Origin of the sequence: Kribbella sp. NPDC003505, from assembly GCF_040610875.1 — a bacterium.
Taxonomy (GTDB): Bacteria; Actinomycetota; Actinomycetes; order Propionibacteriales; family Kribbellaceae; genus Kribbella.
Map to the genome: position 1 here is coordinate 683236 of NZ_JBEXNA010000004.1, position 15990 is coordinate 699225.

A 15990-nucleotide genomic window follows, 5' to 3' on the forward strand; every position below is an offset into this window, starting at 1 on the left:
TCGGCGGATCATGGGGCTGTAACTCCCGGTCTTCCCTCGTCGTTCCAGTCGCTTCGCTCCCTCCACTCCTCAGTCCAGACCGGGAGGCCCCATGATCCCGCGCAGCGCCGACTTGGCCAGCGACGTCCTCACCCACACCTACGACGACATGTTCAACCCGCCCGGGCTGACGAACTTCCTGGGCACGGCACAGGTCGACCACGACGTGATGGCCATCCGGAGCGTGAACTTCCCGCCGTACTCGCACGGCGACACCATCACCGGACAGCTGTACGTCGACGGTCGGCTGGCCTGCTCGTACGGCGGCACGGTCGAGGTGGTGTGGCGCCCGGATTGCGTCGTGCGCTCCACCTCGGTCGACGGCCTCGACCTGCGCACCACGACCGCCTGCGCCCCCGGCCGCACGGCCGTGGTCGTCCAGCTGGACATCTCGGGCACACCGGGACGGTCAGTCCAGCTGGGGTTCTCGCTGGCCAGCACCGCGACGCGCTCGTCCGCCGGCTGGTTGCGCCCGGAGCCGCCGTCCGAGGTGAACACGCTGTCGGTTGTCGACAATCGGGTTGTCGGCAGCGGCGAGTCCGGATCTGCTGTCAGTGTGCAAGGTCTTGATGTGCCCGGCACCGTGGACAGGTCCGTGCTCGAGGCAACTGTCGTGCTGGACGAGCGTGGGCACGGCCGGCTGTCGTACGTGCATGTGCTGGCCGGGTCGCTGGAGGAGGCGACGGAGCACTTCGACGTCTGCGTGGCCGACGTACCTGCGGTGATCTCGGTCGCGGAGAGCATGTGGGACGTGGCGATCGCGGACGCCTTCGACCCGTCCAGCGACGGGTTCAGCGGCTCGCTGCCGGTGCTGGAGACGTCGAACGAGGCGCTGCGGAAGCTGTACTGGTGGGGTGTGCTCGGGGTCATCTGGTTCCGGCGTGACAACCCGGCCAGCGTGCTCGGCCGGACGTACGACACGTTGATGCCGCGGTACTGGCAGACCACGACGTTCATCTGGGACTACAGCCTGTCTTCGCTCACGCATGCCCTGCTCGACCCGGCGCCCATGCGCAAGCACATCGAGCACTGGATCGACCTGGACACGCACAAGCATTTCGGCACCGAGTGGCTGACCGGAGGACCGGTCGGCTACTGGTACTCGGTCAACGACTTCGCCATGACCCGGCTGGTGCGCGACTATGTGCGCTTCACCGGGGACGACGCGTTCCTCGACGCGACGGTCGGGCCGAAGACGGTCGGCGACCATGTGCACGAGTGGGCCACCGCCTGGCGCGGGCTGCGCGGCGACCATGCGCTGGCCGACTACGGCGGCATCGACAACCTGCTGGAGTGTGTCAGCAGCTACGTGCACGAGGTGGCGAGCTTCAACGCGGCCAACGTGTGGTGCATGCGGGTCGCCGCGGAGATCGCGGACCGCTCGGGTGACGCGGACCGTGCCGCTCTGCTGCGCAAGGAGGCCTCCGCGCAGGCCGGCCACGTCAACGAGCTGTACGTCGAGGGCAAGGGCTTCTGGCACGCACGGCAGCCCGACGGGTCGCTCGTCCCGGTCCGGCACTGCTACGACTTCAACATCGTCGGTACGACGATCCCCGACGACCTGTCCGAGTCGCAGTGCGCCGAGATGGTCTCGTTCTTCCAGCGGGAGCTTCAGACGCCGACTTGGATGCGCGCGCTGTCGCCGTACGACGCCGACGCCGCGTTCAGTGTCCGGCCGGACCACCAGTGGAACGGGGCGTACCCGGCGTGGCCGGCGGATGCTGGGCGCGCACTGTTCGCGCTCGGGCGGGGTGACGTACTGCTGGACTGGCTGCCAGGTCTCGCCCGGACGGCGAACCAGGGGCCGTGCGGGCAGGCGCACTTCGTCGAGGAGGCGCAGCCGGTGATGGCCGGCGGGGCACGGAAGTCGCCGCCGCAGTTCCCGTACCTGATCGACTGGTCCTGCTCGTCGTCCGGCGCCTGGGTCAGCCTGGTGCTGGAGGGCATCTTCGGCATCGAGGTCGCCCTGGACGGCACGGTGACCGCCAGCCCGCAGGTCGCAGCACTCGACCCGGACGCCCGCCTGACCGGCCTCCGAGTCGGCTCGAACATGTACGACGTGACAGCCGACGGCCTCACCCCCTCCCATTTGCCTGGCTAGCCAGCCAATTTGCCTGGCTCGCCAGGCAAATGAGGGGTTCTACACCCTGAACAGAGGTGTAGAACCCCTCACTTGATGGGTCAGCCAGCCAAATGGGGGATCAGCCCGGGGGCATCGCGATGGCTTCGAGCAGCGATTCCTCGGCGCCGGCGAGGTGATGGCGGAGCTCCTCGACGCACTCGTCGAGCTCGCCACGCTCGAGCAGCCGGACGAGCTTGCGGTGGGACGCGACCTGCTGGCGCGCGTCCTGCCGCAGCGCGTCCACCCGGGCCAGTGCGAGCCTGGCCTCACCGGTGATCGAGTCGGCGGTCGCGATCAGCCGCTCGCTGCCGGTCAGCGCGACCAGGCTGCGGTGGATGGCCAGGTGGGTCTCGGTCATCGCCTCCGGGTCCGCGCCGTCCTTGGCGGTCGCGGCGAACACCCGCATCGCCTCCCGGACCCGCTCCCGGGCCGCCTCGTCGGCGTCGTACCAGGCTCGGATCCCGGCGGACTCGAGCACGAACCGGGCGCGGCAGATGTCGGCCACCGCCGCGGGGTGCAGGATCGCGACGCTGACCCCCTTGTTCGGCTCCCGGACCGCGAGTCCCTCGGTGACCAGCATGGTCATCGCCTCGCGAATGGTGCTCCGGGCAACCCCGAGCGCCTCGGCGAGCGGCTGCTCGCGCAGCGGCGTCCCCGGCTGCAGGTCACCGGCGAACAGGGCGGCCCGCAGCGCGTCGACCACCCGGTCCACCGTGGTCGAGCGGTCCACCCGCAGCCGTTCGTACATACCGAGATTCTCGTCCACACCCGGCGCGTTGTCGCGCCCGACCCGGCCCCGGACACCTGCCTGTGGATAACTTCCGACATCATGACCCGGTTTTCGGGCAGCATTTCCCTCTAGTGGCCGCCCCTTCCCGCGGACCGGCGCGGGGAGCCACTCGGAGCAGCGAGGAGCAGAGCGTGGGAAAGATCAGTCCGGCTCAGCTCCTCGGTGCGATCGGGCTGGTGTTGTTGCTGCCGTTGGTCATCGTCCTGCTGATGCTGCTCAGCGTTCTCGGCGGGCTGGACTCGGCCGAGGCGCAGTGCGCCCAGCACGCCCAGGACGAACCCATGATGGGCTGGCCGACCGATCGGCACCAGATCGACGGCGAGTGGACCATCTTCCACCAGGGCTACGACTTCAAGGTCGACGAGGACGCCAAGGTCTACGCGTCGCACGACGGCAACGTCGTCGCGGCCTCGGCGCACGAGGTCCGGATCCGGATGGCCTCGAAGAACGGGGACACCGTCACCCTCGAGAGCGTCGAGACGCGGTACAAGTACCTGAAGACCGTGAGCGTCGCCAACGGCGCCCAGGTCAAGCGCGGCGACGTGATCGGCACGGCCGGCGTCGGCAACGAGGGGACGGACGGCCAGGGGGCTCCGGTCGGGCTCGCCGGCGCGCACCTGCATTGGGAGATGTGGGCCGACCAGGAGAACAACAACAAATGGTCGATCGTCCCGAAGCCGGAAGAGAACCTGTTCGAGATCGACACCTCGAAGGGCGGCGGCTGCAGCTGCGTCGACGGCAACCTCTCCGGAGCCAACAACCAGCAGAAGGCGTTCAACTTCTTCGTCCAGAACGGCTACTCCAAGGAGCAGGCCGCGGGCATCGTCGGGAACATGATCAGCGAGTCGAGCGTCGAGCCGGCCCGCCTGCAGGGCACGAGCCCGGGCACCGTCAGCATGCCGAACGCGGTGGTCAACTCCTCGCTCGGCTGGGGCATCGTGCAGTGGACACCGGCCGGCAAGATGATCAACCCGTCCCGGGACGCTGGTGTCCCGGACGAGAAGATCGCCTCGCTGGGCTACCAGCTGGAGTTCCTGGTCAAACAGCTCAACGGCGACCCGCCGCTCGCGGAAGGGGCCGCCGGGCGGGCGATCAAGGGAGCAACCTCGGTCGAGGACGCCGCGTACCAGTTCGGGCACATGTTCGAGCGGTTCGCCGGCAGTGAGAACCCGAACCACGAGCGGTACGCCGAGCGCAAGGCGAACGCGCGGCACGTGTTCGACCAGTTCGCCGGCTCGGCACCCGCCGGGGGTGGAGACGCGGCAGCCAGCACCGGGGGCGGTTGCGGCGCCGGCAGCGGCAACATCGCCGAGGTCGCGAAGAACCTCGCCTGGCCGGAGGACGGCCACAACGGTGTCGACGCGAGCATTGCGAAGAAGGAGTACGTCGACGCGATGGAGAAGTACAACGACGGCTCCAGCGGCGAAGACCCGTACAGTGACTGCGGCCGGTTCGTCGCGACCGTGATGCACATGAGCGGCGCCGACAAGGACTACCCGAATGTCGGAACCGATGTCCAGAGGACATATCTGCAAGGCTCCGGCAAGTACGACTGGTGGCACGGCGAGCCCCCGGGCGGCATGAAGCCGGGCGACATCCTGAACGGGCCCGGCCACACCTACCTGTTCGTGGGTCCGTGGGGCAAGGAGGGCGGCGGCTACAACGCCGCATCGGCCTCGCTCCACGGTCACGTGCCGCAGGCGGGTTACCTGTACGACGTCGGCGGAGGCTCCGGCAACTTCACGGTCTACCGGCTGAAGAACGCGCCACAACCGGCGAGCTGAGCAAGGACAGGAGCATCGGATGCTGGAGGAGAACCGGCGGCCCTTCATGATCGGCGTCGTGGCGCTGGCCGTCGTGCTGATCGTGATCGGCGGCGTCGTGCTGTTCCGCGGCGGCGGATCGAAGACGACGCTGAGCGTGACGTCGATCCCGAACGACCTCACCCTGACGCTCGACGGTCACCAGATCCCGGCGAACGGCGAGGTCAAGATCAAGGAAGGCGAGCACACCCTGGTGGGCTCGCGACGCGGCTTCCAGAGCTACACCGAGAAGTTCACGTCCGGAAGCGACCCGCTCACCTACAAGATGTACCTGTACGCCAACAGCGCCGAGGGCCGGGAGTGGACGAAGAACAACCCCGAGCAGGAGCGCGAACTCGAGGCCGAAGCCGGCCGCAAGTACGACCAGATCCAGCAGCGCCTCAAGGAGAAGTACCCGATCCTCGGCCAGCTGCCGTACATCGGCCCCGGCTTCCAGGCCACTTACACCAAGTCCAAGTCCGACCCGAACAACCCCGAGGCGATCTCCATCGTCATCGAGACCTGGACCCCCGAAGCCAAGACCAAGGCCCTCCAGTGGATCAAGGGCTACGGCTGGGACCCCAACACCCTCGACATCATCTGGAAGACCGACAAATAGCCCCCCGCCCCCCCGCGACGACTCCGACGTCGCCCCAGCCCTGGCTCCGGCCCCGGCCTGGCTTCGACTCCCGGCCCGGGCCTGGCTTCGACTCCCGGCCCGGGCCTGGCTTCGGCCCCGGCCTGGGCTTCGGCCCCGGCTTCGGCTCCCGGCCCTGGCCTGGCTTCGGCGCCCGGCCTGGGCTTCGGCCCCGGCGTGGCTTCGGCCCCGGCGTGGCTTCGGCGCCCGGCCTGGCTTCGGCCCCGGCGTGGCTTCGGCCCGGGCCCGGCTTCGGCGCCCGGCCCGGCTTCGGCTCCAGCCCCGGCCTGGCTTCGGCTCGCCGAGTCGTGAGTTTCGGCTGTATTCGCCCAGCCGTTTTCCACGACTCGGCGAACCGCCGCCCAGCCTTTCGCCACGACTCGACGCCCGGACCTGGTCGTCGAGCGGAAAGAGCGGGACATCGGCCGGGCTAGGCCGGACGGATCACCAGCACGTAGTACCCCACTGACGCGCACAGCCACCTAACGACCCAAGTGAACCTGTGGAAAACCCGCAGGCCATCGGGCTCGATCCGGATACCCTCGAAGCGGAAGGACAGGGGGCGAGCACTGGCGTCGTCAGGCGGGGAGGATGAGTTCGCCGCCTGAGGTGGTGATGGGGGTGAGCGGGAAGTCGAGCGGGTTGGTGAGGCAGCGGGCCGAGCCGCCGCCCTTGTGGAACTCGGACAGGTCCAGCACGACGACGCGCAACCCGAGCCCGGTGAAGATCTCGTGCAGCCGTGGTGAGCAGGCCGGCATGATGATCGTCTCGCCGACCACGATCGAGTTCCCGCTGAACGCGAACGCCTCCTCGTCGGTCAGCACGATCGGGTCCGGGACGATCCCGGACAACTCGGCCTGACTCGCGGCGTCGAACGCCGGCGGGTAGACCATCGCGTGCGTGCTGTCGACCGGGCAGAACGGCAGGTCCAGGTGGTACATCCCCTCGTGCGCGATCCGCAGCCCGCGCACCCGGATGTTCCACTCGGTCGCCAGTTGCTTGAGCGCCTCGACCTCGGTCCGCGGTCCGTACCCGACGACCAGGCTGTCGCCGAACACGAACGCGTCGCCGGATTCGAAGTGCGCCCCGACGCCCTCACCGCCGGTCCGCTCGAGCCGGAACCCGTTCCCGGTGAACCAGTCGGCCGCGCTCAGCGACTCCTTCCGGCGCGGCTCGAACCGCATGTGCGAGAGCATCGCGCGCCCGTCCGCGGACGTCAGCCCGAGGTTCATCGCGTACACCATGTCCGGCGAGTCCTCGCGCTGCTCGAGCACCTCGACCTCGCCGCCGGCGTCCACAATCGCCTGTCGCAGCGACTCCCACTGCTTGAGCGCCAGCGCCGGGTCCGGCTGGTCGTGCGTCGACATGTACGGGTTGATCACGTAGTCGATCCGGAAGTGGTCCGGCCGAACCATCAGATACCGACGACCCCACTCCAGCGGCTGTGCCATGAACACCCTCCCACGACCGTTGAGACCTGATCGCCAGATCCCCTGATTGTCCGACAATCAGTCAGTTTGAGGCTCGGCGTACCCGGAGTCAAACCCCCGCGGCAGGTCGCTCCGGACAGGGTGGTTCTCCGAATCGGTAAGGACTAACCTGCGGGCATGACCCCTGACAACGAGGTTCGCTTTCGCGCCTGTCTGGACGACGTCGCGGCTTACAAGCCCGGCCGTCCGCCGGAGCGCTCCGACGGCCGTCCGACGTACAAGCTGTCCAGCAACGAGAACCCGTACCCGCCGCTGCCCGGGGTGCTCGCCGCCGCGACCGAGGCCGCGGCGCACATGAACCGGTACCCGGACATGGGCGCGGTCGAGCTGCTCGAGGCGCTGTCCGCGCGGTTCGGCGTACCGGTGAGCGATCTCGCGGTCGGGACCGGATCGGTCGCGCTGCTGTACCACCTGCTGCAGGCGACGGTCGCCGACGGTGACGAGGTGATCTACGCCTGGCGCTCGTTCGAGGCGTACCCGATCGCGGTGCAGCTGACCGGCGCGACATCGGTCAAGGTCCCGCTGACCGCCGAGGCCCGCCACGACTTCAAGGCGATGGAGGCCGCGATCACCGACCGCACCAAGGTCGTGCTGGTCTGTACGCCGAACAACCCGACCGGCCCGGTGGTACGTCGCGACGAGCTGGTCGCGTTCCTCGACGCCGTACCGTCGAACGTGCTGGTCGTGATCGACGAGGCGTACCGCGAATTCGTCCGGGAGACCGACGTCGTGGACGGCGTCGAGCTGTACCGCGACCGGCCGAACGTGCTCGTCCTGCGGACGTTCTCGAAGGCGTACGGGCTGGCCGGGTTCCGGGTCGGGTACGCGATCGGTCACCCGGACGTCGTCGCCGCGATCCGGAAGTGCGCGCTCCCGTTCGGCGTCAGCTACGTGGCCCAGGCGGCCGCGATCGCGTCCCTCGGTGTCGAGGACGAGTTGCTGGAGCGCGTCGACGCCCTGGTCGAGGAGCGGCAGCGGGTCATGGCCGCGCTCCGGGCCGCCGGCTGGGACGTGCCGGAGTCGGAGACGAACTTCGTCTGGCTCGACCTGGGCGAGGACACGGTCAGATTCGCCGAGGCGGTCCAGGCCGAGGGGGTCTCGGTCCGCCCGTTCCCCGGCGAAGGCGTCCGCGTCACCATCGGCGAACGCGAGGCCAACGATCTGTTCCTGCAGGTCGCCCGCGCCTGGCGCGCGTGACCGTTGAGTAGTCTCGTCTGGATCTCCGGGGCTTCCGCCGGGATCGGTGCCGCGCTGGCCGCCGCGGCGCCTTTCCCGGACGCCCGGATCATCGACGTCTCCCGTAGCGGGGGCCCGGCCGAGCATTTCAAGGCCGATCTCGCGGATCCCGCCGACTGGTCGCGGATCGCGGCGCAGTTCGCCGAGGAGCTGGCGGCGTACGACGGCGAGCGCGTGGTTTTCATCCACAACGCCGGCACGATCACGCCCATCGGCCCGGCGGCCGCCGCGGATCCGGGGGCCTACAACCGGGCCGTCCTGCTGAACTCGGCCGCGCCGCAGGTCCTCGGCGCCGCGTTCCTCCGCGCGTCTGCGCACCTCACCTGCGAGCGCCACCTGATCATGCTCTCCTCGGGTGCCGCGACCTCGGCGTACGCCGGTTGGTCGTCGTACAACGCGGGCAAAGCAGCAGTGGAGCACTGGGTCCGCACCGTCGGTCAGGAACAGCCCGCCGGCGGCTGCCGTGTCATCGCCGTGGCGCCGGGCGTTGTCGACACCGCCATGCAGTCCGAGATCCGCGCGACCGACGAGACCGTCTTCCCGGCCGTGAGCCGCTTCCTCGAGCTCGAACGCACCGGCGCCCTGACCACCCCCGAGGCGGCGGCGACCGGCATCTGGTCCCTGCTCACCCGGGACCTCCCCAACGGCTCCTGCGTCGACCTCCGCAAACTCTGAGTGCGGCCAGAGACGAAGAAGCGGCGCCGGGAGGAGTGAGGCTTGCTCCCGGCGCCGCGGTGTTGCTCCGAATCAGTCACCCCACCGAGGTGGCTCTTTCGGGTCCTGCATCACTGACCAGGGAGGGTCAGTTGTTCTGCTCGTTGCTCTGCTCGCAGGTCTTGAGCGAGTCGACGGAGTTGCCGTCGTTGTCCAGACCCAGGATGCCGGTCGGGTTCGTCAGCGGCACGTTGCCGCCGATGCCGGTGCCCGAGATCTCGTTGTGGCAGACCTGCCACGGGCCGAGCTTGTTGTCGCTCACGGAGACGACACCGTTGCCGTCAGCCTTGTACCACTTGCGGTTCTGCTCGTTGTCCTGCTCGCAGGTCTTGACGGCGGTCACGCTGTTGCCGTCGTTGCCCCAGCCGATGATGCCGGTGATGTTGTCCGCCGGCACGTTGCCGCCGACGCCGGTGGCGGAACCGAGGTTGTGGCAGGCCTGGAACGCACCGAGGTCGTTGCGGTCGATGGCGACCAGCGAGCCGTCCTTGTGCATGCCCCACCAGCGAGCGTGGCCCTCGTCGTAGCCCTTGCTGGCCGAGGAGACCGCGTCGGCCAGGCCCGTGACCTGAGCCTTCTGCTGCGCGTCGTCGAGAACGTTGGCGCTCACGACGGTGGCCAGGCCGAGGGTGGCAACGGTCGCCACTGCCGCGGCGGCGACGATCTTACGAGTTACCTGCATTATGCCAGGTTTCCTTTCGGGTTTTGACGGATTCGTCTTAGTGGTAACGACACCTGGCAGCCCCGGTTACAAACTTTTTTGTCAACTATTTCGGCGGCGCCGGAGTACATAGCCGCGCGGTGATGAGTTCCCTGACGGGACAGCGAAACCCGCTGCTGACCAGGCAACTTGCTGCTAGTGGAGCGGCCGGGAGAGTGAGCGGAAGTTGAAACGAAAGGACCCGTAACCACGATCCGGGTGCGTCGTTGAGTCAGCGCGGGTGACGGACGCCCGGTGAATCGGAAAGATTGTTTCGGTGGGCTCGGTGGCTGCCGAATTGGCAATAGCACGATTCGTCGGAATATGTTGGAAGCATTGCCGGAGTTTCGTGCCGTGTTTTTTCGGGGCAGGGCGCGACCGGCGGCCAGACCCGCTGCCGCGCGCATCGGCAGCGGTGGGAGACCCGGGTCCCTTGGGCCCGGGTCTTTCCTTTGTCCGCGGGCCGCGAGGCCCGGAGGGCCCGGCGCGTTACCGGCGCCGGCGCTCCGCGGTGACGACGAGTGCGACGCCGACGATGATCACCGCGCCGCCGAGCAGGATCTGCCAGGTCAGGGTCTCGCTCAGGATCAGCCAGCCGAGGAACACCGCGACCGCCGGGTTCACATAGGCATAGGTGCCGACCAGCGAGATCGGCGCGTTCGCCAGCAGATACGAGTACGCCGTGTACGCGAGCAGCGACCCGAACACCACCAGGTACGCGAGCGCGATCCACCCGCTCCCGTGGATCCGGTCGAGGTGCAGCCGCCCCGGCTCGCCGCGCAGTACGGCGAGCAGCACCATCGCCGTACCGCCGAAGACCATCTCGTAGAGCGCCGTCACCAGCGGGTCCCGCGGCAGTCCGAGGCGCGGCGCGTACCGCGAGCCGATCGCCCAGCAGATCGTGCCGCCGACCAGGATCGCCACCGAGAGCGGCTTCGCGCTCGTGTTGCCACCTGACAACGCGAGCAGGGCCGCCCCGCCGAACCCGATCAGTACGCCGACCCACGTCATCGCCCGCGGCCGCTCACCGCCGCCGACCCGTAGCAGCATCAGCCACAACGGGATCGCCGCGACCAGCAACGCCGCGAGCCCGGAGGGCACGGTCTGTTCCGCGACCGCGACCGCGCCGTTGCCCAGGGCAAGCAGGAGGACACCGACCGTGGCCGCGCCGACGGCCTCCCGGCGGGTGATCCGCAGCCGCTGCCAGCCGGACTTCAGGGCCAGCCCGGTCGCCAGCAGCAGCGCCGCGGTCAGGAACCGGGCGGCCATCCCGAGCATCGGCGGGATCTCGGCCTCGACCACCACGCGGATCGCCAGGTACGTCGAGCCCCAGACGACGTAGACGACGGCGAGCGCGGTCCAGATCATCGCGCCCGAGGCCGTCCGGGAACCGGTCTCGGCCACTCTGGCCGGAGCGGATGTGGCCATCGTGCGACTCCTCGAAGTGTCATGGGCGTTTTGCAAGAACGATGCTTACGCTACGGCTGGGGTGCGGTGCCCGCAAGGCGATATCCGGCCAGTAGCCAGCGGTTTCCCGCCACGCCGAGGGGCCGCAACCAAGTTGTGACACTTCTCGTCGAGATGCTCGATCGCTGTCATATGAGCGTGCCGACCGGACCAGTGGATGGACTGGTGTCTCACCGCGAGACCGATTTCGGTACCGCCGTACCTGCCGGAGTCCAGACAGTTAGCGGATCAGGCACCCGGTCGGTACGGTGTCCGGCAAGATGGGAGTGAGACCAGTGAGGAGGTCCACTGCCAGCAGTGCATCAACCCTGGATCCACGCGGACCTGCCGTAGCCTCACCCGGCTGAAGAGGCCGGTCCCCGTGCAACGTTGCGGTCGCGGCGATCCCGCGCTCGAACCCGAGGAGTGCATGTGAGTGAGTCTGTCCCGGGCCCTGCCCCGGAAGTGTTCGCGCCCCACGAGGCGCCGGTCAGTCCGCCCCAGGCCTCCGAAGAGGTCGAGTTCGTCCAGCTCCTGACGCCCGAAGGCGAGCGCGTCGAGCACCCGGACTACTCGTTCGACCTGGACGACGAGGCGATCGAGGGTTTCTACCGGGACATGGTCCTGGTCCGCCGGATCGACGCCGAGGCGACCGCCCTGCAACGCCAGGGTGAGCTCGGGCTGTGGGCGTCGCTGCTCGGCCAGGAGGCCGCCCAGATCGGCTCCGGCCGGGCACTGAACAAGAAGGACATGGTCTTCCCGACGTACCGCGAGCACGGCGTCGCGTTCTGCCAGGGCGTCAACCCGCTGAACCTGCTCGGCCTGTTCCGCGGCGTCGACCAGGGCGCGTGGGACCCCAAGGACAACAATTTCCACCTGTACACGATCGTGATCGGCGCGCAGACGCTGCACGCGACCGGGTACGCGATGGGCCAGCAGCGCGACCACGCGGTCGGCGACCCGGACAACGGCGAGGCCACGATCGCGTACTTCGGTGACGGCGCCAGCAGCCAGGGCGACGTGAACGAGGCGTTCATCTGGTCCTCGGTGTTCAACGCGCCGGTGGTGTTCTTCTGCCAGAACAACCAGTGGGCGATCTCGGAGCCGATCGACCGGCAGACCCGGATCCCGCTGTACCAGCGCGCCGCCGGCTTCGGCTTCCCCGGCGTCCGCGTCGACGGCAACGACGTGCTCGCGACGTACGCCGTCACGCAGCAGGCCCTGAAGCGCGCCCGCGAGGGCAGCGGGCCGTCGCTGATCGAGGCCTACACGTACCGGATGGGCGCGCACACCACCTCGGACGACCCGACGAAGTACCGGCTGAACGAGGACCTCGAGCACTGGAAGCTCAAGGACCCGATCGAGCGCGTGCACGCCTACCTGACCCGGCACGCCGGTGTCGGCAACGACTTCTTCGACGACGTCGACGCCGAGGCGGACAAGGTCGCGGCCGAACTGCGGGCCGGCTGCCTCGCGCTGCCCGACCCGGTGCTCACCGACTTCTTCCAGAACGTCTACGTCGACGAGACGCCGCAACTGGCCGAGCAGCGGGAGCAGTTCGCCGCGTACGCCGCTTCGTTCGAAGGCGAGGCCTGAGCGATGACCAAGATCACTCTCGGCAAGGCGATCAACGCCGGGCTCCGGGCCTCGATGGAGAAGGACCCGAAGGTCGTCGTGATGGGCGAGGACATCGGCAAGCTCGGCGGCGTGTTCCGGGTGACCGAAGGGCTGCAGAAGGATTTCGGCGAGGACCGGGTGATCGACACCCCGCTGGCCGAGTCCGGCATCATCGGCACCGCGGTCGGTCTGGCGCTGCGCGGCTACCGGCCGGTGTGTGAGATCCAGTTCGACGGGTTCGTGTTCCCGGCGTACGACCAGATCATCAACCAGGTCGCGAAGATGCACTACCGGTCGATGGGCAAGATCATCATGCCGGTCGTCATCCGGATCCCGTACGGCGGCGGCATCGGCGCGGTCGAGCACCACTCGGAGTCGCCGGAGACGCTGTTCGCGCACGTGCCGGGGCTCAAGGTGATCTCCTGCGGCGACCCGGTCGACGCGTACTGGATGATCCAGCAGGCGATCGAGTCCGACGACCCGGTGGTGTTCTTCGAGCCGAAGCGCCGGTACCACGAGAAGGCCGAGCTGGACGAATCCGTGCCGCCGGCGCTGCCGCTGCACAAGGCCAAGGTGGTCCGCGAGGGCACCGACGCGACGCTGCTCTGCTACGGGCCGATGGTGAAGACCTGCCTGCAGGCGGCCGAGGCCGCGGTCGAGGACGGCCGCAACCTGGAGGTCATCGACCTGCGGACGATCGCGCCGTTCGACCTGGCGACGATCTTCGCGTCGGTGAAGAAGACGCGCCGGGCGGTCGTCGTGCACGAGGCTCCGTACTCGTTCGGGCCCGGGTCGGAGATCGCGGCGCGGGTGACCGAGGAGTGCTTCTACCACCTCGAGGCGCCGGTGCTCCGGGTGACAGGGTACGACACGCCGTACCCGCCGTCGCGGATGGAGGACGACTACCTGCCGGACCTCGACCGGGTGCTGGACGGCGTCGACCGGGTGATGGGGTACTGATGGGCGTCCAGCAGTTCCGTCTCCCCGACGTCGGCGAAGGACTCGTCGAAGCCGAGATCGTCAGCTGGAAGGTCAAGCCCGGCGACACGGTCAAGCTCAACGACACCATCGTCGAGATCGAGACCGCGAAGTCGCTGGTCGAGCTGCCGGTCCCGTTCGCGGGCGTCGTGGCCGAGCTCCTCGTACCGGAAGGCGAAACGGTCCCGGTCGGTACGCCGATCATCTCCGTGCAGACCGAATCCGCCGAAGCCGCCGAGGCCCTGGCCGACGACATGGTCCCGTCGGTCCCGGAACCGGAGGAATCCGGCGGCCGTACGGCGGTCCTGGTCGGCTACGGCCCCAAGACCACCGAAGCCAAACGCCGAGCCCGCAAACCCGCAGCCGCTCCTGCCGCCGCACCCGCCGCGCCGCAGACCCCGGCCGTCCAGCCGGCACCTGCTGCTGTTGCCCCAGCGCCGGCCGCCAGCACACCGGCTGCCCCCGTCCCTGCCCCGGCGCCGGTTGCCGGGGGCAACGGGTCTGTGCATGTGCTGGCGAAGCCGCCGGTGCGGAAGCTCGCCAAGGACCTGGGGATCGACCTGGCCGCGGTTGCCCCGACCGGGCCGGGTGGTGTGATCACCCGCGCGGACGTGGAGGCCCACGCCGCGGCTCCGGTCGAGGCGCCGGCTGCCTCGACGTACGAGCCTGTGGTCAGCGGGCGCGAGGACACACGCGTACCGGTGAAGGGCGTGCAGAAGGTGATGGCGCAGGCGATGGTCGCCAGCGCGTTCACCGCGCCGCACGTGACCGAGTGGATCACCGTCGACGTCAGCGCGACCATGGAGCTGGTCGAGCGACTGAAGGGCGACAAGGCGTTCCGGGACCTCAAGGTCTCACCACTGCTGATCGTCGCGAAGGCGGTCACGCTGGCGGCCCGCCGTACGCCGATCGTCAACGCGGCCTGGGACGAACAGGCCCAGGAGATCGTCTACAAGGGCGCGGTCAACCTCGGCATCGCCGCGGCCACCCCGCGCGGCCTGATCGTCCCGAACATCAAGGGCGCCGACGCGCTCACCCTGCCGGACCTGTGCCGGGCGCTGAACGACCTGGTCGCGACCGCCCGCGAGGGCAAGACCCAACCGGCCGACCAGGCCGGCGGCTCGTTCACGATCACCAACGTGGGCGTGTTCGGCGTCGACGCCGGGACGCCGATCATCAACCCGGGCGAGGCCGCGATCCTCGCGTTCGGCGCGGTCCGCAAGCAGCCGTGGGTGGTGGACGACGAGATCGTCCCGCGCTGGATCACGACGCTCGCGCTGTCGTTCGACCACCGCCTGATCGACGGCGAGAAGGGCTCCACCTTCCTCGCCGACGTGGCCGGCATCCTCGAGGACCCGGCCCGCGCACTGATGTTCTGACCCCGACCGGCGAAGCTGGGGAGGATCTTCTACCCGAACAGGGACGGGATCCTCCCCAGGCCGGCGGCGCCGCGTTCAGCGGGCGTGGGCGCGGGCGGAGAAGTCCTGCCAGTCCGACCACGTCTTCAGCCGGTCGGCGTACGCCTGCTCGATCATCGGGTAGAAGCCCTGCCCGAAGAGCACCCGCAGCGGCGGGTTGTCGGCGTCGACGAGCTCGAGCAGTGCCTGAGCCGCCGCGGCCGGATCCCCGGCCGGCTGCTTCCCCACGAGCTGACCGAGACGCCGACGGAGCCCGTCGTACGCCGGGTTGGGCTCGGCCACGTGCCCGTTGTCGAGCGGGTTCGGGTTCTTGCCGTCGCGGGTCGCGTACCCGGCCGGCTCGATCACGGTGACCTTGACACCGAAGTCCGCGACCTCGCCCGCGAGGGCCTCGTTGAGTCCCTCCAGCGCCCACTTGGAGGCGTGGTACGCGCCGCCGAGCGGCATCGCGACGATCCCGGCCGCCGAGGACAACTGGACGATGTGGCCCGCACCCTGCGCGCGGAGGTGCGGCAGCACGGCCTGAACGACCCAGACCGCACCGAACAGATTGGTCTCCATCTGGTCGCGGAGGTCCTGTTCGGTCAGCTCTTCGATCGCGCCGATCTGTGCATATCCGGCGTTGTTCACGACGACATCGATCCGCCCGAAGTGTTCGACAGCCCGCCGAACGCCGTCGAACACCGAGTCCCTGTCGGTCACGTCCAGCTCCAGCGGGAGCACAGCGTCGCCGAACGCGGCGACCAGGTTCTCGAGACCTTCGACGTTCCGGGCTGTCGCGGCCACCTTGTCGCCTCGGGACAGCGCAGCCTCGACGAAGTTGCGCCCCAAGCCACGCGACGAACCGGTGACGAACCAGACCTTGCTCATGATGTCCATCCGTTCTCTAGATCCTTCCTTCGACCATGAGGTGCCGGCCACACGATCCCTGTGACAGCCGACGGACGTGACGCCGGGCACAGCGGACGCGGGACCAGGAGTGTTGACCTCAAGCGCTTGAA

13 protein-coding genes are annotated in these 15990 nt (G+C 69.0%); 8 read left to right on the plus strand and 5 right to left on the minus strand.

Features of this window, described 5'->3' with window-relative positions:
* Positions 1-91 precede the first annotated feature (91 nt).
* Positions 92-2140 carry a hypothetical protein gene (locus ABZX12_RS17200; protein ID WP_355694096.1) on the plus strand — a complete coding sequence of 683 codons (2049 nt, stop codon included), beginning with the start codon at positions 92-94 and terminating at the stop codon, positions 2138-2140.
* Positions 2141-2240: 100 nt separating this feature from the next.
* On the opposite strand, the gene ABZX12_RS17205 is transcribed toward ABZX12_RS17200, so the two are convergent.
* Positions 2241-2909, minus strand: a complete 669-nt coding sequence (locus ABZX12_RS17205; RefSeq protein ID WP_355694097.1) for a GntR family transcriptional regulator — start codon at positions 2907-2909, stop codon at positions 2241-2243.
* A 173-nt stretch (positions 2910-3082) separates the two neighbouring features.
* On the opposite strand from ABZX12_RS17205, the gene ABZX12_RS17210 reads away from it, so the two are divergent.
* Together ABZX12_RS17210 and ABZX12_RS17215 are read left to right on the plus strand one after the other, a co-directional pair.
* Entirely contained in the window at positions 3083-4735 is a 1653-nt protein-coding gene (locus ABZX12_RS17210) for a phage tail tip lysozyme (RefSeq protein ID WP_355694099.1), read from the plus strand.
* Between the two features lie 19 nt (positions 4736-4754).
* Positions 4755-5372, plus strand: coding sequence for an S-layer protein (locus tag ABZX12_RS17215; RefSeq protein ID WP_355694101.1), 618 nt, complete (start codon positions 4755-4757; stop codon positions 5370-5372).
* A 596-nt stretch (positions 5373-5968) separates the two neighbouring features.
* Here ABZX12_RS17215 and ABZX12_RS17220 read toward each other — a convergent pair.
* Positions 5969-6841: an arginine deiminase-related protein gene (locus ABZX12_RS17220; protein ID WP_355694103.1), complete on the minus strand. Its 873-nt coding sequence runs from the start codon at positions 6839-6841 to the stop codon at positions 5969-5971.
* A gap of 156 nt (positions 6842-6997) precedes the next feature.
* Here ABZX12_RS17220 and hisC point away from each other — a divergent pair, with 156 nt between their 5' ends.
* Together hisC and ABZX12_RS17230 are read left to right on the plus strand one after the other, a co-directional pair.
* Positions 6998-8077 (plus strand): histidinol-phosphate transaminase, encoded by a 1080-nt coding sequence (gene hisC / locus ABZX12_RS17225; protein WP_355694105.1) that lies wholly within the window; start codon positions 6998-7000, stop codon positions 8075-8077.
* 3 nt (positions 8078-8080) lie between these two features.
* Entirely contained in the window at positions 8081-8791 is a 711-nt protein-coding gene (locus ABZX12_RS17230) for an SDR family NAD(P)-dependent oxidoreductase (RefSeq protein ID WP_355694107.1), read from the plus strand.
* Positions 8792-8918: 127 nt separating this feature from the next.
* Here the strand turns inward: ABZX12_RS17230 and ABZX12_RS17235 are convergent, their stop codons facing one another.
* Positions 8919-9512: a hypothetical protein gene (locus ABZX12_RS17235; protein WP_355694108.1), complete on the minus strand. Its 594-nt coding sequence runs from the start codon at positions 9510-9512 to the stop codon at positions 8919-8921.
* Positions 9513-10019: 507 nt separating this feature from the next.
* Positions 10020-10958 carry an EamA family transporter gene (locus ABZX12_RS17240; protein ID WP_355694110.1) on the minus strand — a complete coding sequence of 313 codons (939 nt, stop codon included), beginning with the start codon at positions 10956-10958 and terminating at the stop codon, positions 10020-10022.
* A gap of 552 nt (positions 10959-11510) precedes the next feature.
* Here ABZX12_RS17240 and pdhA point away from each other — a divergent pair.
* From pdhA to ABZX12_RS17255, 3 genes are read left to right on the plus strand one after another with little or no spacing between them, the layout of a single operon-like run.
* Positions 11511-12572, plus strand: a complete 1062-nt coding sequence (gene pdhA / locus ABZX12_RS17245; protein ID WP_355694301.1) for a pyruvate dehydrogenase (acetyl-transferring) E1 component subunit alpha — start codon at positions 11511-11513, stop codon at positions 12570-12572.
* Between the two features lie 3 nt (positions 12573-12575).
* The gene (locus ABZX12_RS17250) at positions 12576-13553 is read left to right on the plus strand and encodes an alpha-ketoacid dehydrogenase subunit beta (RefSeq protein WP_355694112.1); all 978 of its coding nucleotides are present in this window, start codon (positions 12576-12578) and stop codon (positions 13551-13553) included.
* Entirely contained in the window at positions 13553-14950 is a 1398-nt protein-coding gene (locus ABZX12_RS17255) for a dihydrolipoamide acetyltransferase family protein (RefSeq protein WP_355694114.1), read from the plus strand. The genes ABZX12_RS17250 and ABZX12_RS17255 overlap by 1 nt, the downstream gene beginning before the upstream one ends.
* Positions 14951-15025: 75 nt before the next feature.
* Here ABZX12_RS17255 and ABZX12_RS17260 read toward each other — a convergent pair whose 3' ends face one another.
* The gene (locus ABZX12_RS17260) at positions 15026-15859 is read right to left on the minus strand and encodes an SDR family NAD(P)-dependent oxidoreductase (RefSeq protein WP_355694116.1); all 834 of its coding nucleotides are present in this window, start codon (positions 15857-15859) and stop codon (positions 15026-15028) included.
* Positions 15860-15990: the final 131 nt, after the last annotated feature.